The 22,114-nt window shown below is 38.8% G+C and carries 25 protein-coding genes; 10 read left to right on the top strand and 15 right to left on the bottom strand.

Annotated elements, in window-relative coordinates; all coding sequences use genetic code 11:
• Positions 1 to 64: 64 nt before the first annotated feature.
• Together phnK and phnL are read left to right on the top strand one after the other, a co-directional pair.
• Positions 65 to 838, top strand: a complete 774-nt coding sequence (gene phnK, locus H6G59_RS00750; RefSeq protein ID WP_127053348.1) for a phosphonate C-P lyase system protein PhnK — start codon at positions 65 to 67, stop codon at positions 836 to 838.
• Between the two features lie 11 nt (positions 839 to 849).
• A complete protein-coding gene (gene phnL, locus H6G59_RS00755; protein WP_190711268.1) occupies positions 850 to 1,581 on the top strand; it encodes a phosphonate C-P lyase system protein PhnL in 732 nt (243 codons plus the stop codon).
• A gap of 304 nt (positions 1,582 to 1,885) precedes the next feature.
• On the opposite strand, the gene H6G59_RS00760 is transcribed toward phnL, so the two are convergent.
• Both H6G59_RS00760 and H6G59_RS00765 read right to left on the bottom strand, forming a co-directional pair.
• Positions 1,886 to 2,410 (bottom strand): hypothetical protein, encoded by a 525-nt coding sequence (locus H6G59_RS00760; protein ID WP_190711269.1) that lies wholly within the window; start codon positions 2,408 to 2,410, stop codon positions 1,886 to 1,888.
• Between the two features lie 195 nt (positions 2,411 to 2,605).
• The gene (locus H6G59_RS00765; RefSeq protein WP_190711270.1) at positions 2,606 to 3,418 is read right to left on the bottom strand and encodes a nuclear transport factor 2 family protein; all 813 of its coding nucleotides are present in this window, start codon (positions 3,416 to 3,418) and stop codon (positions 2,606 to 2,608) included.
• 84 nt (positions 3,419 to 3,502) lie between these two features.
• Between H6G59_RS00765 and murG the strand changes: the two genes are divergently transcribed.
• Together murG and H6G59_RS00775 are read left to right on the top strand one after the other, a co-directional pair.
• Positions 3,503 to 4,579 (top strand): undecaprenyldiphospho-muramoylpentapeptide beta-N-acetylglucosaminyltransferase, encoded by a 1,077-nt coding sequence (gene murG / locus H6G59_RS00770; protein ID WP_190711271.1) that lies wholly within the window; start codon positions 3,503 to 3,505, stop codon positions 4,577 to 4,579.
• Between the two features lie 3 nt (positions 4,580 to 4,582).
• On the top strand, positions 4,583 to 5,203 hold the full coding sequence (locus tag H6G59_RS00775; protein WP_190711272.1) for a TenA family protein: 621 nt from the start codon (positions 4,583 to 4,585) through the stop codon (positions 5,201 to 5,203).
• A gap of 69 nt (positions 5,204 to 5,272) precedes the next feature.
• On the opposite strand, the gene H6G59_RS00780 is transcribed toward H6G59_RS00775, so the two are convergent.
• The 3 genes from H6G59_RS00780 to H6G59_RS00790 form a co-directional block, all read right to left on the bottom strand.
• On the bottom strand, positions 5,273 to 5,890 hold the full coding sequence (locus tag H6G59_RS00780) for a DNA-3-methyladenine glycosylase family protein (protein WP_190711273.1): 618 nt from the start codon (positions 5,888 to 5,890) through the stop codon (positions 5,273 to 5,275).
• 20 nt (positions 5,891 to 5,910) lie between these two features.
• Positions 5,911 to 6,345 (bottom strand): EVE domain-containing protein, encoded by a 435-nt coding sequence (locus tag H6G59_RS00785; protein WP_190711274.1) that lies wholly within the window; start codon positions 6,343 to 6,345, stop codon positions 5,911 to 5,913.
• A 101-nt stretch (positions 6,346 to 6,446) separates the two neighbouring features.
• Positions 6,447 to 6,908, bottom strand: a complete 462-nt coding sequence (locus H6G59_RS00790; protein WP_190711275.1) for a DUF1499 domain-containing protein — start codon at positions 6,906 to 6,908, stop codon at positions 6,447 to 6,449.
• Positions 6,909 to 7,667: 759 nt separating this feature from the next.
• On the opposite strand from H6G59_RS00790, the gene H6G59_RS00795 reads away from it, so the two are divergent.
• Both H6G59_RS00795 and H6G59_RS00800 read left to right on the top strand, forming a co-directional pair.
• Positions 7,668 to 8,141, top strand: a complete 474-nt coding sequence (locus tag H6G59_RS00795) for a hypothetical protein (protein WP_190711276.1) — start codon at positions 7,668 to 7,670, stop codon at positions 8,139 to 8,141.
• A 111-nt stretch (positions 8,142 to 8,252) separates the two neighbouring features.
• A complete protein-coding gene (locus H6G59_RS00800; RefSeq protein WP_190711277.1) occupies positions 8,253 to 8,480 on the top strand; it encodes a DUF6737 family protein in 228 nt (75 codons plus the stop codon).
• Positions 8,481 to 8,968: 488 nt separating this feature from the next.
• Here the strand turns inward: H6G59_RS00800 and H6G59_RS00805 are convergent, their stop codons facing one another.
• Entirely contained in the window at positions 8,969 to 9,547 is a 579-nt protein-coding gene (locus H6G59_RS00805; protein ID WP_190711278.1) for a thioredoxin family protein, read from the bottom strand.
• Between the two features lie 106 nt (positions 9,548 to 9,653).
• Between H6G59_RS00805 and H6G59_RS00810 the strand changes: the two genes are divergently transcribed.
• Both H6G59_RS00810 and H6G59_RS00815 read left to right on the top strand, forming a co-directional pair.
• On the top strand, positions 9,654 to 10,058 hold the full coding sequence (locus H6G59_RS00810) for an NIL domain-containing protein (RefSeq protein ID WP_190711279.1): 405 nt from the start codon (positions 9,654 to 9,656) through the stop codon (positions 10,056 to 10,058).
• A gap of 218 nt (positions 10,059 to 10,276) precedes the next feature.
• Positions 10,277 to 11,245 carry a CHAD domain-containing protein gene (locus H6G59_RS00815; protein WP_190711280.1) on the top strand — a complete coding sequence of 323 codons (969 nt, stop codon included), beginning with the start codon at positions 10,277 to 10,279 and terminating at the stop codon, positions 11,243 to 11,245.
• 41 nt (positions 11,246 to 11,286) lie between these two features.
• On the opposite strand, the gene H6G59_RS00820 is transcribed toward H6G59_RS00815, so the two are convergent.
• The 4 genes from H6G59_RS00820 to H6G59_RS00835 all read right to left on the bottom strand — a co-directional run bounded on the left by H6G59_RS00820 (position 11,287) and on the right by H6G59_RS00835 (position 14,417).
• Positions 11,287 to 11,919 carry a hypothetical protein gene (locus tag H6G59_RS00820; protein ID WP_190711281.1) on the bottom strand — a complete coding sequence of 211 codons (633 nt, stop codon included), beginning with the start codon at positions 11,917 to 11,919 and terminating at the stop codon, positions 11,287 to 11,289.
• Between the two features lie 155 nt (positions 11,920 to 12,074).
• Positions 12,075 to 12,470, bottom strand: a complete 396-nt coding sequence (locus H6G59_RS00825) for a hypothetical protein (RefSeq protein ID WP_190711282.1) — start codon at positions 12,468 to 12,470, stop codon at positions 12,075 to 12,077.
• Positions 12,471 to 12,554: 84 nt separating this feature from the next.
• Complete coding sequence (locus tag H6G59_RS00830) at positions 12,555 to 13,202, bottom strand: hypothetical protein (protein ID WP_190711283.1); 648 nt, start codon at positions 13,200 to 13,202, stop codon at positions 12,555 to 12,557.
• A gap of 273 nt (positions 13,203 to 13,475) precedes the next feature.
• Complete coding sequence (locus tag H6G59_RS00835) at positions 13,476 to 14,417, bottom strand: N-acetylmuramoyl-L-alanine amidase (protein WP_190711284.1); 942 nt, start codon at positions 14,415 to 14,417, stop codon at positions 13,476 to 13,478.
• Positions 14,418 to 14,694: 277 nt separating this feature from the next.
• On the opposite strand from H6G59_RS00835, the gene bchH reads away from it, so the two are divergent.
• The gene (gene bchH, locus H6G59_RS00840; protein WP_190711285.1) at positions 14,695 to 18,432 is read left to right on the top strand and encodes a magnesium chelatase subunit H; all 3,738 of its coding nucleotides are present in this window, start codon (positions 14,695 to 14,697) and stop codon (positions 18,430 to 18,432) included.
• 101 nt (positions 18,433 to 18,533) lie between these two features.
• Here the strand turns inward: bchH and H6G59_RS00845 are convergent, their stop codons facing one another.
• The 4 genes from H6G59_RS00845 to H6G59_RS00860 form a co-directional block, all read right to left on the bottom strand.
• Positions 18,534 to 19,022, bottom strand: a complete 489-nt coding sequence (locus tag H6G59_RS00845; RefSeq protein WP_190711286.1) for a PIN domain-containing protein — start codon at positions 19,020 to 19,022, stop codon at positions 18,534 to 18,536.
• Positions 19,023 to 19,029: 7 nt separating this feature from the next.
• On the bottom strand, positions 19,030 to 19,773 hold the full coding sequence (locus H6G59_RS00850) for a hypothetical protein (RefSeq protein WP_190711287.1): 744 nt from the start codon (positions 19,771 to 19,773) through the stop codon (positions 19,030 to 19,032).
• A 217-nt stretch (positions 19,774 to 19,990) separates the two neighbouring features.
• A complete protein-coding gene (locus H6G59_RS00855; RefSeq protein ID WP_190711288.1) occupies positions 19,991 to 20,401 on the bottom strand; it encodes a type II toxin-antitoxin system death-on-curing family toxin in 411 nt (136 codons plus the stop codon).
• Complete coding sequence (locus H6G59_RS00860; RefSeq protein WP_190711289.1) at positions 20,379 to 21,002, bottom strand: hypothetical protein; 624 nt, start codon at positions 21,000 to 21,002, stop codon at positions 20,379 to 20,381. Before H6G59_RS00860 ends, H6G59_RS00855 begins: the two co-directional genes overlap by 23 nt.
• Before the next feature lie 194 nt (positions 21,003 to 21,196).
• Between H6G59_RS00860 and H6G59_RS00865 the strand changes: the two genes are divergently transcribed.
• Entirely contained in the window at positions 21,197 to 21,724 is a 528-nt protein-coding gene (locus H6G59_RS00865) for a cytochrome b (protein ID WP_277924611.1), read from the top strand.
• Positions 21,725 to 21,812: 88 nt separating this feature from the next.
• Here H6G59_RS00865 and H6G59_RS00870 read toward each other — a convergent pair whose 3' ends face one another.
• Positions 21,813 to 22,094, bottom strand: a complete 282-nt coding sequence (locus H6G59_RS00870) for a hypothetical protein (protein WP_190711291.1) — start codon at positions 22,092 to 22,094, stop codon at positions 21,813 to 21,815.
• Positions 22,095 to 22,114: the final 20 nt, after the last annotated feature.

Below are 22,114 nucleotides of genomic sequence, written 5' to 3' on the forward strand. Positions count from 1 at the left end.
CTAATGACCAATGACCAATGACCAATGACCAATGCCCAATGCCCAATGCCCAATGCCCAATAAAATGACTAAACCCCTTTTACAGGTTCACCAACTGAGTAAATCTTACGGCGCAATTAAAGCTTGCGATCGCATTTCTTTTAATCTCTATCCTGGGCAAGTTCTCGGTATTGTCGGAGAATCAGGTTCGGGTAAATCTACTTTGCTAAGTGCTATTGCCAATTACATTTCTATTGACAAAGGTAATGTTACTTATACTAGCCGTAGCGGTGAAGACTTAGAAATTTTTCAACTTGCGGAAGCTAAACGGCGATTATTGATGCGAACTGAGTGGGGCTTTGTACAGCAAAATCCCCGTGATGGTCTGCGAATGAAGGTGAGTGCGGGAGCAAATATCGGTGAACGCTTACTAGATATTGGGGTACGGCACTACGGCAATATTCGAGATGAGGCTGCCCATTGGCTACAACAAGTGGAAATTGACCCAACACGGATAGATGATTTACCAGTCCACTTTTCTGGAGGGATGCAACAAAGATTACAACTTGCCCGTGTATTGGTGACACGTCCTCGGTTAATCTTGATGGACGAACCGACAGGTGGGTTGGATGTTTCGGTGCAAGCGCGGTTATTGGATTTGTTGCGATCGCTTGTCCGCAATTTTCACCTCAGCGTGATTATAGTTACCCACGATATCGGCGTAGTCAGATTGCTGGCACACAGATTATTAGTCATGCAACAAGGACAGGTGGTGGAATCAGGTTTAACTGATCAAGTGCTTGATGATCCACAACATCCATACACTCAACTACTAGTCAGCGCCGCTTTAACACCGTGAGTTTCTTAACAATGCAATCATTAACTATTAATCATCATCCAGTCAACTTTCCTAACCAAGCACTTTTACAAGTTGATAATTTGCGAAAAAGTTTTATTCTGCATCAGCAAGGAGGCATTAATTTATCGGTGCTAGAAGGTGTGTCTTTGAGCGTTAATGCTGGGGAATGTGTTGCTCTTTCTGGAACTTCCGGTAGTGGGAAATCTACATTTATGCGCTGTTTATATGCTAACTATCGCGTTGATAGTGGTTCTATTTGGGTGAAGCATGATGAATATTGGGTGGATTTATGTCAACTCGCTCCCCACGAAATTTTAGCAGTTCGGCAGAAAACCATTGGATATGTCAGTCAGTTTTTAAGAGTAATTCCCAGAGTACCAGCGTTAGATGTTGCCGCAGAACCACTGTTGGAATTAGGTATTGATATAGATGTTGCATATCACAAAGTTAAAGACTTATTTCATCGCCTCAACCTTTCAGAACGACTGTGGCATCTTTCCCCCACTACCTTTTCTGGAGGTGAAAAGCAACGGGTAAATATTACTCGTGCTTTAGCAGTTGATTATCCAATTTTGCTACTAGATGAACCAACTTCAGCCCTAGACGCTACCAATCGCCAGGTAGTCATTGAACTGCTGCAAGAGAAAAAAGCTCAAGGTTGTGCCTTAATTGGCATTTTTCACGACGAAGAAGTCAGAGCGCAACTTTGTAACCGTGAATTAATTTTTGGTCATGATAACTGATATTAGATATCATCTCAATAAAATTAACGGCGCTGCTTAAAACAGGGATGAATTATTGAACCGCAAAGACGCGTTCACGTTCGCGAAGCTTGGCGTTAGCCATAATGTCCCGTAGGGATAGTGCGCGAAGAAGTGAGATTTTTTCGTTTACAAAAATTCAAAATATCCCGCAAATATGCAACGCCAAATCAACAATTTTGAGGAATTAGAGACAAAAATAAATCAAGCATTGAAAAGCAGAATTCCTTCGGGATTACAAAAAAACGTTTGCATTGTCTGCCAATATAAGTAGAAAATTAATTACTTAACTAATCACTGTACTGATAGTAGATTCAGCGGTTTTAAATGCCATTCTCTTTTTAGCTGTTCTCATCAGTGCCAAGGCGAATAGAGAACCGACGGTAGGGATTGTTGCGCCTCCTGGGATATCGAAGGGGACAGGAGTAGAAACGATAGCATAAGTATATGGTGTATCGGAGAAAATCGTGAATGTATTAGTAGCAGGAGAATAATAGCCATTAACAAGGTTATCAGGATCTGGAAAATTGTATGCAAAAAGGGGACTAACAGGATCTCCCTCATCATCAGTATTTGGTGTACCTAACTGTGTACCAACTGCTTGAGCCAATTGATCTGCTAGATTAGATATTCCCCACCAAGGCTGAGATTGCAGCGTTGAGGAAATATTATCATAGGTATCAGTAGTAGTGGTAATGTCGTAGTCTGTTCCACCAACATTAAACACCAAAGCTTGTGCTGGAAATGCACTACTAGCCAAGATACCAGCTGCACTACCAACAACTAATGGCAAGAACGGAGATATTTTCATGAGATTTTGAGTAATTATGTACACATAATACGTATTTTCAAAAACTTAGTCAATGCAAACAGATTTGTTACAATCGCCACACTTATAACGCTGTTTATCCCTCTACTTCCGTTGGACGCAATTCCAATAAAAGCAAGAAACGTCAGTCACGCTGTTTATCCCCCGCCTTTAGGCGTGGGGAGTGTCAATAAGTTACTAATTTTTCACTACTTGTAAACGTTGAGTAATCATTGTCATGCCATCATTACGCAGAATTACTGCCGAAATCCATTGATTACCGGGAGTAGATGGTGCGCGTCCGATTTTAAACAGTCCACCAGCGCTCAGTAATTCTAAATTTATAGCTGTGGGGTTGAGATATTTGTTTGGTTGGATAGTTTCTTCTAGCGCACTTCCGAGGAGGAAATCATTACCCAATGGTTCTTGGACAATAGCATCAAAGTTATATTGCTGTCCAACTTTTACCTGTTGTGGTAGGTTAATTTCTATTTGGGGTGGTTTGCTACCAGAGGAAAGTTGAGTGCGTTCTGATAAAATGTCTTGACGCAGGATTTTTGTACCACTAAGACGCTGACGTGAAGTAATAGTAGCGTTGAGAGCTAGATTACTACTATTAGAGGAGGGTAAACCTGTGATGTTGGTGACAGTTTCTGCAATGATGCTATTGCCTTCAGATTTCCAAGATTGCAGACGTGTGCTGTAGCGTAATTGGGGATACCGCTTCCAGAAAGATGTTAAGGCTTGTTCCATCGTTTGGCGGTTTAAACCATCGCCATGACTGAAATTAGGGCTGTAAAATTGCATTACTCCTTTAATATCACCCCGACTAGCGGCTATATCAATTTGTGCCAACAGGTTTTTCAGTGATGGGGGTGCATTATCGGGTGTAGCGGCTTGAGCAAATTGCCCAGTACTGCTGAAACCCAGAGTTAGTAGGAACGAAAGCAGAGAAATGCTGCTAGGAACTTTTTTGTTGCGTTTCATTAATAAGGCAATATAGTTAGTCATTAGTAATAGTTTACTGATTTGATTAGAGAATGTAAGGAATTTGTTTTATCTTAGTTAAGCTAGGCGCTAAATGGTATAGCTTGAATGGCAAACGCACCCATAAAATTATTAATAGCTGCTAGTGGGACTGGTGGACATTTGTTTCCAGCGATCGCACTGGCACAAAAACTGCCAAACTATGATATTGAATGGCTGGGTGTCCCCAACCGACTAGAAACTCAGCTTGTCCCAGACCAATATCCTTTGAATACGATCGCAGTTGAAGGGTTTCAGCAAGGTTTTGGCTTTTCCTCACTGCGAGTTTTGGTTAAGCTTGTCAGTTCAATTCTACAAGTCAGACGCATTCTCAAACAGGGCAATTTTCAAGGATTATTCACCACCGGTGGTTATATTGCTGGCCCTGGGGTAATTGCGGCTCGTTCTTTGGGTTTACCGGTCGTTTTTCATGAATCTAACGCTTTACCGGGGAAAGTCACTCGCTTTTTTGGCCCTTGGTGTAGTGCAGTAGCAGTAGGATTTGATGTTGCTGTAAAATACTTACCCCGTTCCCAAAATGTCTGTGTGGGTACTCCTGTTCGTTCTCAATTCCTAGAGGAGGGAACAGATAATACTCTAGATTTACCAATTCCTGACGGTGTACCTCTAATTGTCGTTTTTGGCGGTAGTCAGGGTGCAGTAGCTGTGAATAAATTGGTGCGTCAGTCGGCTCAAGTTTGGTTTGACGCAGGTGCTTATGTCGTCCATTTAACAGGGGATAAAGATCCAGAATCTGGAAGTCTGCAACATCCTCAGTATATAGAGTTACCTTTTTACGACAATATGGCTCCCTTATTGCGCCGTGCTAATTTAGCCATTAGTCGCTCTGGTGCAGGGAGTTTAACAGAATTGGCAGTCTGTGGTACACCAGCAATTTTGATACCTTATCCCTTTGCGGCAGAAGATCATCAATCTTATAATGCTGCGGTTTTTACGAATGTTGGTGCAGCTTTAACCTTTAAACAGTCAGAGTTGACACCGGAAATATTACAAAAGCGAGTTTTAGATTTGTTGCAGTCACCGACAGAGTTGGCGAAGATGGGAGAGAATGCCAAAGCGATCGCAGTTCCCGATAGTGCTGATAAGTTAGCAGCGTTGGTGCGGGAAATTGTGGGAAGAGAGTAAATAATGACTTTATCGACTCAATTGTGGGCAGCGAACAAAGATTTAGCCCAAGCTTGTCTAGAGCATCCTTTTGTACAAGGCATTGGTGATGGTACTCTCAAACAAGAGAAGTTTGCCTACTACGTCGGACAAGATGCTTTTTTCTTAGCAGCCTTTGCCCGTGCTTACAGTATTGCAGCTGCTAAAGCCCCAGATTGGCAAGGTTTTACCACTTTTCATGACTTAGCTAGTGGGGTTATGGAAGAACTAAAGCTACATCAAGGCTATGCTGTTCAGTGGGGTGTTGATTTACGAGATGTAGAACCAGGAGTAGCCACCCGTCGCTATACTGACTTTTTGTTAGCTACTGCTTGGGGTGGAGATGTGGGTTTAACTGCGGCAGCTATGTCCCCCTGTATGCGTTTGTATGCTTTTCTGGGAGAACAGTTAGCTGTTAATGGCATTCCCAATCACCTTTATGCAGATTGGATTCGTACTTATAGTAGTGCAGATTTTCAGCCGTTGGCACAACAATTAGATAGTTTGGTAGATAATTACAATAGTACTTCTACTTTGATTCACTCAACATATCGCTATGCTATGTTCTGTGAACGTGACTTTTTTCAAGCTGCATGGATTGGTTAGAACTGTAGTGATGCCTGCGCTGTTCTCGTTGCGATTCCTACGGAACACTATCGCTAGTTTAATTTTAGTTTAATTTTCCTTGCTCGTCTTTTCTAAACTACGCCAAAGATACCAACAAGCAATAGTTCGGTAAGGTTTCCATAGTTGACCAAATTGTTCTACAGTTTGTTTTTTAGGAAGTTCAGATAAATCATAAATTTGACGAATAGCCGCACGAATACCCAAATCATCTACTGGTAAAATATCCCAACGATGTAACCTAAACATTAGTAACATCTGCACAGTCCAACGTCCAACACCCTTGATTTGAGTTAAGGTTTTGATGATAGTTTCATCATCCATTGTTTGCAATTCATCTAAGTGAGGTAGTTTCTCAAACCGCTGTGCTAAATCCTTAAGGTATGAAATCTTGGGACGGGAAATACCAACAGAACGCAAAACATCTTCTGGAGTGTTGAGAATATCATAACTTGTTAATGATTCAGTGTAAATTTGCAAAAATCTCTGGTGAATAGCTGCTGCTGCTTTACCTGATATTTGCTGATAAATAATTGAACGACACAAACAAGATAATAAATCTCCTGTTTGCTGCACCTGATTGAGTTTACACTCGCCGACTTTGTCGATTACTTGAGCTAAAATAGGATCTGTTTGTTTTATTTTGTCAATGGCCACTGCGTAATCCATTACTTTATTAATACTAGTTTCTATGCCATAATCTGTATTTTTTTAGCTACTGCTGAGGACACAGGCATTACCGATAACCGATTTCCTGGTCTTACTAAAAGTAGCTCATCAGAGGTAAATTTTTCTTTGAGTGTTGATAGTGAGATGGGGTTAGAGAAAGTCTCAACAAATTCCACTCCTACTGTTTGCCACCGAGGGGATTCAGGAGTTGATTTAGGGTCATAATATTTACTAGTTGGCTCAAACTGTGTTGGGTCAGCAATACCTATTTTAACTACACGCATCAACCCCACAATACCTGGGGGATTAGTATTAGAATGATAAAAAAAAGCTAAGTCTCCCAACTGCATTTGGCGTAGAAAATTACGAGCTTGATAATTACGTACACCGTCCCAAATAGTCTCATGCTGTTGTTGCAAATCAGCAATACTATAAACTTCTGGTTCTGATTTCATTAGCCAATAATTTACTGAATCCATATTTTTGAGGATACTTTTCTAAAATCGGAAAACATGAGCTATTTGGGAAAGTGCAGTGTTAAGCAAGCGATGCCTAATTATATATTTAAATCGCGCAAAGCTAGACGAATTTGTTCCATACGTCTGCGATTAACTCCCAGATCCGAATCTCCCACACGAGATGCTGAACGTATATGAATTACTGACTCATCGGCAGGTAAATAAAATTCTACATCATCAACAAATTTAAAAATACGGCTTTTAGAAAGAGCATGAATGTAATTATCAGTCTGTTCTATAACTTCTGTCCGGGGAACGACAGTTAGAACTTTTAGTAAGATTTCTCTGGCTGTATCATGGTCTAGATGATAGGGAATCGGTTCAATGCTGTGTTTAGCATCAGCATTTTGGCTGACAACACAGTTCGGGGAAGCTGGACAAGAAGCGAGATGACCTGACTCAATTCCTAACCCAGCAGCCGAAGTAACCGCAGGAAGCATGAACATATTTAGGGTTAAGAATATTGCGAAAATCACACCCTGTAATTTCTGTGAAAACATAGTTTTTCTGATCGCTACAATTACAATATTAAGTTTATTACCACTATTTAGCCCCAATAGTCGCACCCAATCGACCTTGTGAACTGGATTTGAGCTTCCAATTGCGCGATCGCTCTCAATGCTCTACATCTAATTTATCATTTGGTTGCGATTTGGTTGTTATTGTCTTTTTTTTAAAACATCCTCTCAGAGATCATGTTATATCATGTCCGCCTAATCACTTATCAAAAAAAATCTCCGCGTCCCCGCGTCCCCGCGTCAGTCTAAATGATAAATATATCTCTGACGAGACGCTACGCGAACAACCGGACATGATATTAAGTGCTAGTAATTATGATCATGCACCAAGGCTTAGAAAGTGCAATGAGTTAACTCGTAATTGTTGTTTCATTTAAAATCTTTTAGTCCTTGCTCAGTCTACGACACCAGTTAAATCAACCGAAACTTCCCCACATAATTTGAAGTTTCTACACTGTTTGATCATAGCCATTTGGTAATTTGCAGTGATGGGGATCATTACTAGCACGATAAAAACACCACCCCACATATCCACGATTAGTTATAGGATGGTAAGAGGTGGGGATCGCTATTGTCTATCCGGGTTTTTGGCTTAAGCCGGTTACAAAAATATTCGCCAAATCCAACCCATCTCAGTACAACAACATCTATGCTCTTGTCAAGACTAGACATAGGGGGTCTAACCCCTGGTATCCTAGTTACACAGGGATAAAAGTTAAATGATTACGGAGGTGCATCACTATGCTTAGGCGTAGCATCAATAAACAATTCAACTATTACCCTCTAATTGCGTCATTCATTCTAGGAGTTGTAGGAGGATATTCAAGCATTGTCAGCATTAGCCATCATCAGGAAAACCAGCCTCATAAGAGATTGGCTTATTTACCAACTGTGGCTAAAACAAATAAAGCTACCAAAACAATAGATGCAACAAAAGCCTACAATTTAGTTTGGAATCTCCCACAAGTGCAACGCAAAGCACGAGAAATTGAAAACCTTTCTAAAGGAAGCATCCGTGTTGCAGCGGTTGTTGATAGTTCTCCTACTGTCAATGCGTCTTTCTATGTAGTTAGAGTGTTTGAGAATCACCCAGATAAAACTACTCATCCAGTTTATTGGTTTCGTGTATCCAGTTCTGGTAATGTGATTGAGCCTTTAGATTTAGTAAAGAACGAATACATAGCTCTGGAAAAATGGAACCCTGATGGACGCTAAATGTGGTCAGGTTGTAGTGGTGGATTAAATTACTACTACCAATCGTTTTCCTATTATTTCAACTCCTTGCATTTGGTTTTTTTTGATAAGAAACTTTTTTAAGTACAAACAATGTCTGAACAAAAGCTTATAAGTCCTTGGAACTATAAACCTTGGTGGTGTCAGCCTTGGTCAATAGTTCTCACAGGTATAACATTGATTAGCGGTAGCTGGTTAATATTTAAAATTATCTGGCTAACAATTGTGGTTGCTATTCCTTTATTAATTTGGATGGGTTTCTTTTTGTTAATCTGGCCAAAACTGATGATTCGCAGCGGTGTTTTGGAAGATAAAAATTAGGTAATGAGCAATTAATTACTCATTACCCATTACCGAAATAGTGCTGAGTACCGAGTACCGAGTAATGAGTGAGAATCCTATTTAGAACTCAGCACAAATAGGTCTAAAGCCCCTGAATTCATTCATGGAAGAAGGAAAAGTATTTATTATGCCTACGGCACGCTGCGCGTAGCTTGCTTAGAGGATGTCTGAAAAGTCATTAAATGTATAAATAAACCCCTCTCCAAACCTCTCCCCCACGGGGGGAGAGGCTTTGAAATCCCCATTCCCTTGTAGGGAAGGGGGGTAGGGGGGTTAGGTTTCGAGGCTTTGGTGTTTGAGAAAATACTTCTCAGACATCCTCTTAGAGCAGGGTACGAGATTATTGCACTCCTAAATAATGCTTCCTTGCTTCAATCCCCTAACTTCAGTTATGGGGTTACTTAGTACTCAGTACTCGGTACTCGGTACTCGGTACTCGGTACTCCTGAATAATTACGAATTACGAATTAATTTACAACCTGGCTACCATGACTACGAGGATCATCTTGACTACTTTCTGCTGATACTGGGGCTGAGAATTTGGAAACCTGTCCGCTGGCTTGGGCATAAGGAAGGGCAGAACCCGCTACTAAGGCTTCTAAATTGCTGGACATGACGGAACGGGGTATATCGCCAATTGTTTCGGCTATACCTTCTCCTTGCTTGCCCAAAAACACAAAATGGGGAATGCCATCTACCCGATATTTGAGCATTTCTGGCAACCATTTGATATTATCTACATTCAGCATGACAAAATTCACCTTGTCAGCGTACTGCTGTTTGAGTTGAGCCATATCTGGAGCCATTTTTTGGCAGACAGTACACCAATCAGCATAGAATTCTACTAAGCTGGGTTTATTATTGCTAACTGCTACCTCTAAGGGTGTGGATGCTTGGTCTAATTGGGTGAGAGAAACTGAATTTGTCTGGGTTCGCAGTCCTAAAAATAGCGCTGCACTCAGTGCGATCGCTACAATGACTATGATGAAGTTTTTCAAGCGCCCGCCAACAGTCGATTCTGGCTTTACAGGTGCATCTGTATTCATAATTGATTTATTAAAACTTATTAAGCATTTTCATTATCTAGTGTAACGTCTTCCTGAATTGCTTCCGTGACAACAAAAACAAAACCTATTATTGATTTCCCTATCTATGAAAAAACGTGTTACCCTTACCTTTCCTAAACGCGCTATTCAAATGCCTGTCACCTATCGACTAGCAAAAGATTTTAACGTAGCTGCTAATATTATCCGCGCTCAAGTTGCTCCTAATCAAATTGGTAAACTGGTAGTGGAACTATTGGGGGATATCGATCAGTTAGATGCCGCGATAGAGTGGATGCGATCGCAACATATCAGTGTTTCCCATAATTTAGGTGAAATTGTGATTGATGAAGATGTATGTGTAGACTGTGGTTTGTGTACTGGGGTTTGTCCAACTGAAGCCCTATCCGTCAACCCAGAGACTTATAAACTCACCTTCACGCGATCGCGTTGCATTGTCTGCGAACAGTGTATTCCCACCTGCCCGGTACAGGCTATCTCTACTAATCTTTAAAACTGCTCAAATTTCCTGATTTAACTTGATGGTTATGAAACAATCAATAATTAGTAATTAATGCACATTAATCTTTAAAATTCAAGTATCTATAGATATAAAATATCAAGTTTTATCAAGTATCAAATGTTGTTAAAAAACTCTATCAAAGGGTAGATATTAATTTTTGACTAGTGCTATCATGCAAAAACCTGTTAAATAGTTAATTGTAATTATTTATGAATCCAGACACCACAACAATAATCAAAACCTTAGAAGATTTTGCGTACCAAGCAATTGACAAACACTTTAAGAAAACCGTAAAGTGGGAAAAATCAGTCAAGAAAGATGAAGATCCAGAAGCACTACACCAAATGCGTGTAGGAATGCGTCGTCTACGCACAGCCGTTAGTCGGTTCGGGCTATCTTTAAATTTACCTAAGTCAGTCAGCGACAAAAATATTGGTAAAATTGCCCGCATTCTGGGAAAGCTCCGAGATTTAGACGTGCTAAAAGAGATACTGGAAAACGATTACAAACCACATTTGCTTCATAAAGAACAAGAATCTCTAAAAATAGCTTTCTCTACTTTAGATAAACAGCGAGAAATTGAAGTTTCTCATGTTCATAAAATATTCAAAGATGAACTTTACAAAGATTTCAAAAAAGACTTGCAGGACTGGTTAGAAAAACCTAGTTATCAACCCTTAGCATCTTTACCAATTCAGCAAGTATTGCCTGATTTGTTGTTACCTGAAGTGAGTGAATTTTTCTTACATCCAGGGTGGCTGATTGGTACTGAAATTGTAGATTCAAAAATTGTAGTTCAAACTAACTGGACACCGGAACAACTAGAACAACATCTGAAAACTGAAGGTGAAACTCTGCATAGTTTGCGAAAACAAGCCAAACGTATTCGCTACCAAATGGAGTTATTTACTGAGTTATATGGTGAATCTTTCACAGCCAACATCTCTGATGTAAAACATATCCAAGAAAGTTTGGGTATGTTGCAAGATAGCGTAGTTTTAAATGAGTGGCTCGCAGATATTTTTAAATCAGAACTCAACAGTCAACTACGGGGGTTAACCACATTATTAGCAGCAAATCGTTACCAATTGTGGCAGCAATGGCAACCACTACAAGAACAATATCTGAAAGCTGAAACTAGCCATAAATTTCATTTAACAATTTTGCAACCCATGTAATTCAAATGTAATTCAAAAAATCAGAATTACTATAAACTTGATTAAGGAATAGATACGCTAATGGGAGCATCAAGAGACAACACATAAACACTGCTTTGGGAAATTTGGACAATGCGGGTATTTTCAGCAGAACGCAAGCCGGAAACCAATCCTACAGCGCTTCCTAACATTGCACCTCGGTCAAATTGCTCAGGATCACCTTGGCCTAAAAAGCCTAAAGTACTACCACCAATTCTCCCCCAAATGGAACCATTTTCCACAGCTTTATCATTAGCTCGCTTATGGGTAATAGTAGTACCAGGAATTATTTGACTAGATGCTTTAATGGCAACAATGCGCCCATTAATAACCAACGACTGAGCCACAATTTTAGCACCTCCCTCAGCAGGTTTGAGAACAATAGTAACAGGTGTATTTTCTGGTGCAATCACATTACCTTGACCATCTTTAATTGCACTAGATAAAGGAACTGTGAGCGGATAATCCTTTTTTTGTCCTACATCTACAGTCACAGGTGCAGGAAAAGAGACAATAATTGCTGTATCCTGGGAAATGGTAATCTCTTGACTGACTACTGGGGGTTGAGAGGGAACTGGTTGAGCATTAGCTGGAATAGTGAGAGAACTCAACAGAGATAAAGAACAAGCAAAACTCAAAAGCATTTGTGTTTTCATAACCGTTTTCCTGTGGTGTGAGTGTTTTTGAGGTTTTAACCCTTCACTCAATCAATAGGTTTGGGGTGATGAGTTTATGCAGTCAGGTGAGAAAAAATCAGAAAAGAGGATTGTCGGCGCTGAAATATTGTGAAACCCGTAACTCTTGGTATAAATTAACGATAACGATTATGTAGCAACCAATTCCAACCAGAACCTTCACGAATTAGCCAGTCGTCGTTAAAGTCCGAGGGATTTAAAAAATCTGTAGTTTCTGGGGTAATTATTCTCACACCTCGACAATTGCCTTCTATTTCAATGGTGACAGTATTAGAATTTGGTTGTAGTAGACTCTCTCTAATCATGCGTCTTCGTCGGTCTATTTCCTGTCGCTGAGTAGGTACACAACGTACTCGCACCGACGAATTTTGATCGGGATTATCTAGTAAATAGGGGAGAATTTGCGAATCACGAATGTGCCGAGAAGGAGTTTGAGCATGAACAACAGATGTGATAGATAAGAATAAGATTGTACTGAGGGTAATAGTTATCCCTCGATTTGAGCTTTTCATGGTGAATTTTTTCTCAAGCTAAATAGGGTGAGATGAGAAAAGTTTTCCCAATCACCCAACACCAATTACCAATTATCAATTACCTTATTTATCCTCTAGCAGTTGATTTACTTGCTGTCCCCGACGACCAGATTTGATTTCATAACGACGGGTGAGGTTGTCTTCAAAGTTCATATCTCTAGCAGCGGCAGAGTTAACAAAAGCATCACAATTCTTGCCTTGAGCTACTGTTGAGGAACTGCTGCTATTTTCTTCTGTGCGGTTGTTGCGTTGGTCGCGGGAGTCACTCTTATTTGTGCTACCTTGACTAGAACCACTACCGCTGACACCAATACCTAAGAAACTGACACCACCTCCACCGCCATCATTATGGCTACTAGCAGAACTGGAACGAGTGCTGGTAGAGGTAGCTAGGGCAAGTTTAGTGGAACTGTTGCGGGTATTGTTACCCAAGCCAACATCACTACATAGGGCGCGGGGGTCTTTGGCGAGGGTTTTGGGATCTACCCAAGATTGATGATCTCCTAATCCTTGAACTTCACTAGTACCAATTGGGTTACTAGGAGTAGAGGTGCTGGGAGTTCCATTTCCTATGGATGTTCCGGGGGTGATAGCTGCGGGAGCAAAAACACCAGCAGGCTTGATTTCAAAGGGGCCGGCGAAAGCGGGTAATGTCGTGGTTATTAGTGCGGTAGCTGTTAACAAAGAGCCAGTTAAGTGACGGAATTTCATGGTCATACTCCTAAGAAGTCATTGTTTTGCTGGGGTTTCATCCCCTTCACTGACTTATAGGTTGACCACTTTTGGTTTATGCACTCTGTTTTCAGAATTTTAGCTGGGTGGTGGGGAAAAGAATTGGTAAGAGTTCTTTCCCATTCCCCAATAGACATCTCCAGAAGTGAAATATGCGTACCCTAGAACCCTTGTAGAGACGTAACCTGGGTAGGGATTCTCGGCTCTACATTCTTTTTCACTCCTATGTCTAATCCCCAGCAATTCCTCAATCTAACCTATTAATTTCTGCCAAGTCATTGCTCCGACAATGCCATCAGCAGTTAAACCATTCTGCTGTTGAAATTTCTTAATTGCTCCTTGTGTCTGTGGCCCGTAGATCCCATCAGGTACAGCACCTACACGATATTGCAAGTATCTAACAATCGCTCCGGTAGCTTTGGTTCCGGCGACGACTCGTTTAGATAATATCTGATTTATGGCATCCCATGTGGCCTTGCTTGCCATTCCTGTGGGGATAATCCCTGCAATCTTCTGAAACTTTTCGACAGCAGAGGCTGTTGCTGGTCCTATGGAGTTATCTTCATCCAAAGGCTTACCATTTTTATCAGTTATTTTGAGTTGATTTAAGGCTTTTTGTAGTTTGAGAATACTGGTATCTGTGTTGTCTTCCTCATCTTTGATGATGTTTACAGGAGCAGATGCGACTTTACCAGTTAAGCCTTTGACGATCGCACTGGCCATTGCTTCACCATCATATAGTTGCATATCTTTGGCAGAATCAATGAAGCAACATTCTATGAGAATCGCCGACATATTTGTATTTCTGAGAACATACAGGTGCGACCCACTTTTAACACCCCGATTAAAAAATCCTAACTTAATTATTTCATCCAATACAGATTTGGCGGTCTTTTTGCCAGCATCGCTAATAGCAAATATTTCTGTACCATTAGCTTGTCCATTAAAGGCATTAAAATGAATAGAAACATAAAGATCAACTTTATTTCTATTAGCAATATCACAGCGTCTGCCGAGAGATTGACTTACTGTACTAGCACTACTTGGGTTACAGGATATTGCTTCATGACCTAAGCTTTTTAACTTAGCTATAACTTTAGTACCTACCTCTACAGTTAAATTATCCTCAAATTTAATGCCGCTGGCTCCAGTATCAGGAGGGCAATTATGCCCCATATCAATTCCAAATTTCATGGGTGTATCCTCAATTTACTTTTTAGTATTTCTCAACTGCTGCTATTTTTAAATATACATTTTTACTTCCAACCATGCCAATTGAGGATTTTTTAGGAGAAATTAACTACTGTCAAACAGATTATAAATCCCAAATTGCACAAATTCTGTATGCTGTTGTATTTTCAACAAATGGGGAAACAGACTTGTTGATTATAATCTCTAGGTAGATATTCCCCCCAATAATCCCCAAGAATGTTTAAGATCAAGGTAAAGAAATATTTCGTAGCAAAAGCGCATGAAACGCATTGTCTTGATTGCTGGGTTTGAATCGTTTAACGCGGACTTATACCGGAAAGCGGCTTTTGTGGCTAATTCTCGGTGTCCAGAGTTGGATATTCGAGTATTTAGCGATCGCAATATTACCACCAATAGCACCGAAGTTGCAGCCGCACTCAAAGACGCAGATGTATTCTTTGGCAGCTTACTCTTCGATTATGACCAAGTTGTGTGGTTGCGGGAACGCGTCGCTAACATCCCCATTCGTCTTATTTTCGAGTCAGCACTGGAATTGATGAGTTTAACAAAAATCGGTGCATTTTCCATTGGTGACAAACCCAAAGGAATGCCCAAACCCATTAAATTCATCCTTGACAAATTCACCAACGGTAAAGAAGAAGACAAACTCGCCGGTTATATCAGTTTTCTCAAAATCGGCCCCAAGTTATTAAAATTCGTCCCAGTGCAAAAAGTCCAAGACTTACGCAACTGGTTAATTATCTATGGTTACTGGAACGCCGGCGGTTCAGAAAACGTCGCTTCCCTATTTTTGACAATTGCGGAAAAATACTTAGATTTAAAAGTCGGAGATATACCGCCACCCATCGAAACCCCCGATATGGGGTTATTACATCCCGATTATCAAGGGTTTTTTACATCACCCCGTGAGTATTTACAATGGTATCGCAAAAGGGAACAGGGAACAGGGAACAGGGAACAGGGAAGAAAAAATTACCCAATCATCGGTATTTTACTTTACCGAAAGCACGTTATTACCAAATTACCCTATATTCCCCAACTGATACGCTATTTTGAAGAAGCAGGTTTAATACCTTTACCCATCTTTATCAACGGTGTAGAAGGACACGTAGCCGTCAGAGATTGGATGACAAGTGACTACGAAAACCAACAACGTCAAATAGGTAACATTGAAACTCCTTCACTTTCATCAGAAGCAGTAAAAGTTGATGCCATAGTTTCTACAATTGGTTTTCCCCTGGTTGGTGGCCCCGCAGGTTCAATGGAAGCAGGAAGACAAATAGAAGTTGCTAAACGCATTCTCACTGCTAAAAATGTTCCTTATATCGTCGCTGCACCTTTACTAATTCAAGATATTTATTCTTGGACAAGGCAAGGTATCGGCGGTTTACAAAGTGTTGTATTGTATGCTTTACCAGAATTAGATGGCGCAATTGATACAATTCCCCTGGGTGGATTAGTTGGTGAACAAATTTATTTAGTTCCTGAACGATTACAACGTTTAACTAATAGAGTTAAAAGCTGGGTTTCCCTCCGCCAAAAACCTATTTCTGAACGGAAAATTGCCATTATTTTATATGGCTTTCCTCCTGGTTATGGGGCTGTAGGAACTGCCGCTTTATTAAACGTTCCTCGCAGTTTAATTAAATTACTAAATGCACTGAAAGAACAGGGTTATACAGTTGGTGATCTTCCCGAAGATGGGGAAGAATTAATTCGCCAAATTAAAGAAGCAGATGAAAACCCCAATCTACCCACAAACAAGGAGGGAGTCATATCCCCCCTCGTTTACGGGGGTTCTACAGTTAATGCTAGAACATTAGAAAAATGGTTAGGATATCTTTTTACATCTCGCATTGAAAAACAATGGAAATATCTGACAGGTAGCGGCATTAAAACCTATGGTGATGAGTTTAATATTGGTGGTGTGCAATTAGGAAATGTGTGGATAGGTGTCCAGCCACCTTTGGGAATTCAAGGCGATCCCATGCGGTTAATGTTTGAAAGAGATTTAACCCCACATCCCCAATATGCAGCTTATTATAAATGGTTACAAAATGATTTTCAAGCTGATGCAATTGTTCATTTTGGAATGCACGGAACTGTTGAATGGTTGCCAGGTTCACCATTAGGAAATACAGGTTATTCTTGGTCTGATATTCTGTTAGGAAATCTGCCGAATCTTTATATCTATGCTGCTAATAATCCCTCAGAATCAATTTTAGCTAAACGTCGCGGTTATGGGGTGTTAATTTCTCACAATGTCCCTCCTTATGGACGCGCTGGTTTATATAAGGAGTTGGTGAATTTACGAGATTTAATTTCTGAATATCGGGAAGATCCAGAAAAGAATTATCTGTTAAAGGAAGGGATTTGTAAGAAGATTGTTGATACTGGTTTGGAGGTAGATTGTCCTTTTGATGATGCGAAAAGGTTGGGTATTCCCTTCACACCGGAAAATGTGAGAATGTTTAGTGGTCATGCTTTTGATCATTATTTGGTCAAGTTGTATGAGTATCTGCAAGTTCTCGAAAATCGTCTTTTTTCTTCTGGGTTACACGTTTTAGGTGAAGCGCCGAATCAGGAGGAGTTAACGGGTTATTTGGATGCTTATTTTGGAGAAGAGAACGTTCGCGAAGCGTGCGTGCAGCGCATACCGCAGAGACGCAGAGAACGCAGAGAGGAGGAGGAAGGGGAAATTACAAGGTTATTAAATCAGTCTACTGATGAGTTGACGAATCTTTTGCGAGGTTTAAATGGTGAATTTATTCCTCCTGCACCTGGTGGAGATTTATTAAGAGATGGTGCGGGTGTGTTACCAACTGGGAGGAATATTCATGCTTTAGATCCTTATCGTATGCCTTCTCCTGCTGCTTTTGAACGGGGTAGGGAAATTGCTAAGAAAATCATTTCTCAGTCTTTGGAGGAAAATAAAAAATATCCGGAAACTGTGGCGGTTTTGTTATGGGGTTTGGATGCTATTAAAACTAAGGGTGAATCTCTTGGTATTCTCTTGGAATTGGTGGGTGCTGAACCTGTGAAGGAGGGAACGGGACGCATAGTTAGATATGATTTAAAACCTCTTGATCAAGTTGGACATCCGCGTATTGATGTGTTAGCAAATCTATCGGGTATTTTCCGAGATAGTTTTGTGAATATCATTGAATTATTAGATGATTTATTTCAACGGGCTGCGGAAATTGATGAACCTGAAGAAATGAATTTTATTAGAAAGCACGCTTTGATTTTAAAAGCCCAAGGTGTGGAAAATTCTTCAGCGAGATTGTTTTCTAATCCATCTGGTGATTTTGGTTCTTTGGTTAATGATAGGGTGGTAGATGGTAATTGGGAATCTGGGGAAGAGTTGGGGAATACTTGGGAAAGTCGCAATGTGTTTAGTTATGGTAGAAATGATAAAGGACAAGCGAGACCGGAAGTATTGCAGACTTTATTAAAAACTAGCGATCGCATTGTTCAGGAAATAGATTCGGTAGAATATGGTTTAACTGATATTCAGGAATACTATGCAAATACAGGCGGTTTGAAGAAAGCAGCAGAAAAACAAAGCGGGAGGAAAGTACAAGCGAGTTTTGTGGAAAGTTTTTCTAAGGATACTACACCTCGCAATTTAGATGATTTATTGCGAATGGAATACAGAACCAAGTTGTTAAATCCTAAATGGGCTGACGCAATGGCTAATCAAGGTTCTGGTGGTGCTTTTGAAATTTCTCAACGCATGACGGCGTTAATTGGTTGGGGTGGTACTGCTGATTTTCAAGATGATTGGGTTTATGATCAAGCCGCAGAAACTTACGCTTTAGATCCAGAAATGGCGGAAAAATTACGTAAAGCAAACCCAGAAGCTTTTAGAAATATCGTGGGGAGAATGTTGGAAGCATCAGGACGCGGTTTATGGCAAGCTGATGGAGATAAGTTAGATAAACTGCGGAAATTGTATGATTTGACTGATGAAGAATTGGAAGGAGTCACAGTTTAATCGTAGGGTGGGTATAGCCCTGCGGGCATGGCTTCGCTAGAGCAACAGCGTAACCCACCACATCTAAAGTAAAATTTTCTAAAGAAGCAAAAAAACATCTGCTAAATAATTTCAGTTTTTACTTCTGAAACTATTTGAGATTTCCAACATTCTAGCTTTAGAGGTCTTACTTTACTCATTTGCTTAAAATCACTATCTTGAGAAATGATAGTTAAATCATATTGTATTGCTGTACAAGCTATCCATAAATCATTGGGATGTATTCCCGCATCTTTAATTTTAAATTTTCTTCTTTTTTCTTTCTCTTTAGGTGCAAATTTGTTAATTATTTCTGCATGGAACTGACCATAAATTTTAGATATTTCTTCATCTATCGGATATATTTTTGTTAAACTTTGAGCAAATGAATTGAATATTACTAGATTCTCTTCTCTTTTGTTTGACTTTTCTGCCATTAATATCAATTCACCATATATAATGGCATTGATAAATATTTCAGTTCCTTTTGGTAGTGAGGTCAATTTTGTTATGCAGGTTAGGTCTTTTTGGATAATAATAAAACTACAATGATTCGTGTCTAGCAGATACACCCTAACCTCACTCTCTTCTCACTTCATTTACATATTCTAAGCATTCCTCAAAATCATCCCCTACCCATTCTGGAGATGTTTTCAGGAAATCTAATAACGATTCTACAGTATTTTTTGACTGATTTTTTTGTCTATCAATTTCCCATAAAATGGCTTTAGCTGAGTTAAGTGTCTTCCTAAAAACTGGAATGGTGTTCAATCGCTTATTTTCTATATATAGAATTAAATTCTCTGCTAAATGTTGTATTATATCAATTTCTTTTTGTGTTGCACCTACAGTATATTTTTCTATTGCTTGAAGCATAGTATATATTATATTGTATAATTTTTCACTTCCTTTTTTTATATCATGTTTATTAATTTCCACAATTTCTTCTGAAAAAAATATTAACTTATATATTTCTTTCTTCCATCCAAAATATACTTCTATCTCTGCAAACTTCTCTATTAATTCATTCGTAAGAAAATCACTATACTTTTCTTTTAAATTTTTTACATTTTTGTAAACTTCTTCATATATTCTGGACTTAGCCTTTGAATTTAGTTTGTTTGTTTTTGCCTTTTCTAATTTTCTCAATGCATTTTCTATTTTAGAAAAATATTTTCTAAAATCTTCTTTTGGAATTGCAGCATTTTCAGTTCTAAAAATTTCTTCTAGCTGTTTGGCAATCTCTTGTAAATTTTCTTCTTGTTCCTTAATTTCATTTTCATTAGTTTCTATTAACATCATATCTTCTAGTAAAAAAGACATAATAATCACCACCTTGTTTATTTTAAGGTTATTATCTTATTTTACACTAACTTAGACCTTAGTGCGTATACACTCCAAAATTTCTATATTTTATATGTTTGAGGGTTACAAGTGGGAAATTTCGCAAAAAACATTTAGTATGAAAAAATACTAATAACGCTGATACACTTAAATTATGGACTATATACAGAAAAATATGAAACAAAATTTACAAAGGTTAAAACATTTCTACAATACAATCTCTCAATATTTCTATCAACTCATCCTTACTCACTTTATCATCAGAAACCTGCATAGTTAATTGATATGCTTCCTCTGGTGTCATGTTCAATTCATAATCATTCATGTTCAAAAACGTTACCATGACATCAAAAGCCGTGCGTTTATTTCCATCTATAAAAGCATGATTTTTACAGATATGAAATAAATATGCTGCTGCTTGTTCAACAATAGTAGGATGTAAAAACTCTCCTCCAAAACTTGCTTGAGGTTGGTAAATCGCAGATTCTAATAAACCCTCATCGCGGATACCAAATGAGCCATCATATAAGTTAATCTGCTTATTATGTATACTTAATACATCTTCTTTATTAATAAATTTAGGACTAGGCCAGTTTTCTGTACACATAATCCCATTTCTTTGTAGATGCTAAAGAAATCAGCATAGCTTCCGATTCTTTAGGTGTGATATCATCTTCCAATTCTAGTGATTTAAAAAAATCTTCACTAAATACGTTAAATTGTACACTAGCTTTAATGATTGATTGTATTACGTGTTTTCTTGTTTCTGTAAGAATGTATTTTTCATGCTGCGAATAGGTTACAGAAGAAGCTTCCTTCTTAATTTTCTGATATACCACTAGAGTAGACACAATCATGTCCATAAAAACTCCTTTACTATGTTCGATAAAACTAAACTCACAACATTGTTCTAAAATTTCTTTAAGCAGAAAATTGTATCTAACAACAAGTAAAAGTGATAATTGATCCATTTGTACTTTTTCTTTCAAGACCTTAACAAGTTGAAGAACTTTATTAAGTTTGTACTGTAGCTTTTTCACTTCCTCTATAAGTTTATTAAGAGATATAAGCCTACTATTCTCTAACTCAATTATTTCTGCAAATATTTCATCTTGCGGGTTAGCATTATTCAGGCATCTTTCCAGAAATTCTATCCTTTCCTGAAAGCTGTGAATTGTCTCTTCTTGGAGTATAAAGCTGTATAGCATATTTTATGTACCTAGTTTCTAAGATTATCCACTTCCTTAAATCTACCTTAACCCAAAAACACAGGCGTATAACTTAAATCTTCGCTAAACTAAATTTACAATTGTTCATAATCATAGAGTTTCATCAATCATCATCTATGTTTTCAGTCAATACACCCCCTAAACCTAGACAAAATTCTGCATTTAAGCACCTAATGTCTATCCATTGGTGGATGTCAATTGGTTATTTAATACTATTTGTGACTGGAACATTTATGTCCAGATTACCAAGAGAGGTTTTTATTCGTTCCTCTCTTTATGATTTTCATAAATCAATGGCTATTTTATTAATGGCTGTACTCACTTGGCGGATTTTAGTATTGTTGCGTGTTTGGTGGCGCAAATATACAAAAAAATTTCCTAAATTTACTTCCGAATGGTTTCAAACTGTTGCCCTACATACCAGTTTATATATATTTATGTGGGCTGTTCCTATCGCTGGTTTCTTACTTTCCAACTCTTATAAAAGTAATAATGTCAGCTTTTTTGGCATTCTTTTACCGGATATTTTCCCGCAAAATTCAGCAATGGTTGATATCGGGAGAAGTTTGCATTTTTGGTTAGCCTATACATTTTTGGCTTTTATTATTCTGCACACAATTCAACAAATAAAAGTGGTGCGATCTCTATGGCGCAAATTCACAAAGCTTATCAATTTTCAAAACAATTTATCCAATGACTAAAGGAGAAGAAAATCAAAATTTATGAATGTAAGTATTAGGAATTCAGGATATCCTGACTCCTGAATTCTGACTCCTGACTCCTGACAATTTATTGTTGATGATTATTTGTGTTGTTCTCGGTTTCCACTAACCGGGACATAAACACATCTGGTTTTCTACTCATCACAGATATAACTTTATCAATAGCAACTACTTCACTGATTTTGACAACCCTTTCCCACAAAGTATCTTCTTCTGTTTCTTTGTTGTGAGTTCTATGCTTAAACCACAACAATTCATCAGAAACCCCGATAATTGTACCGAAATACCACTTATCTCTGATTAGTAACCATATTTCTTGCTCTACGTAGGATTGTAGAATAGATTTCATAATAGCTTAGATAATGAAAA

Origin of the sequence: Anabaena lutea FACHB-196, assembly GCF_014698305.1 — a bacterium.
Classification (GTDB): domain Bacteria; phylum Cyanobacteriota; class Cyanobacteriia; order Cyanobacteriales; family Nostocaceae; genus Anabaena; species Anabaena lutea.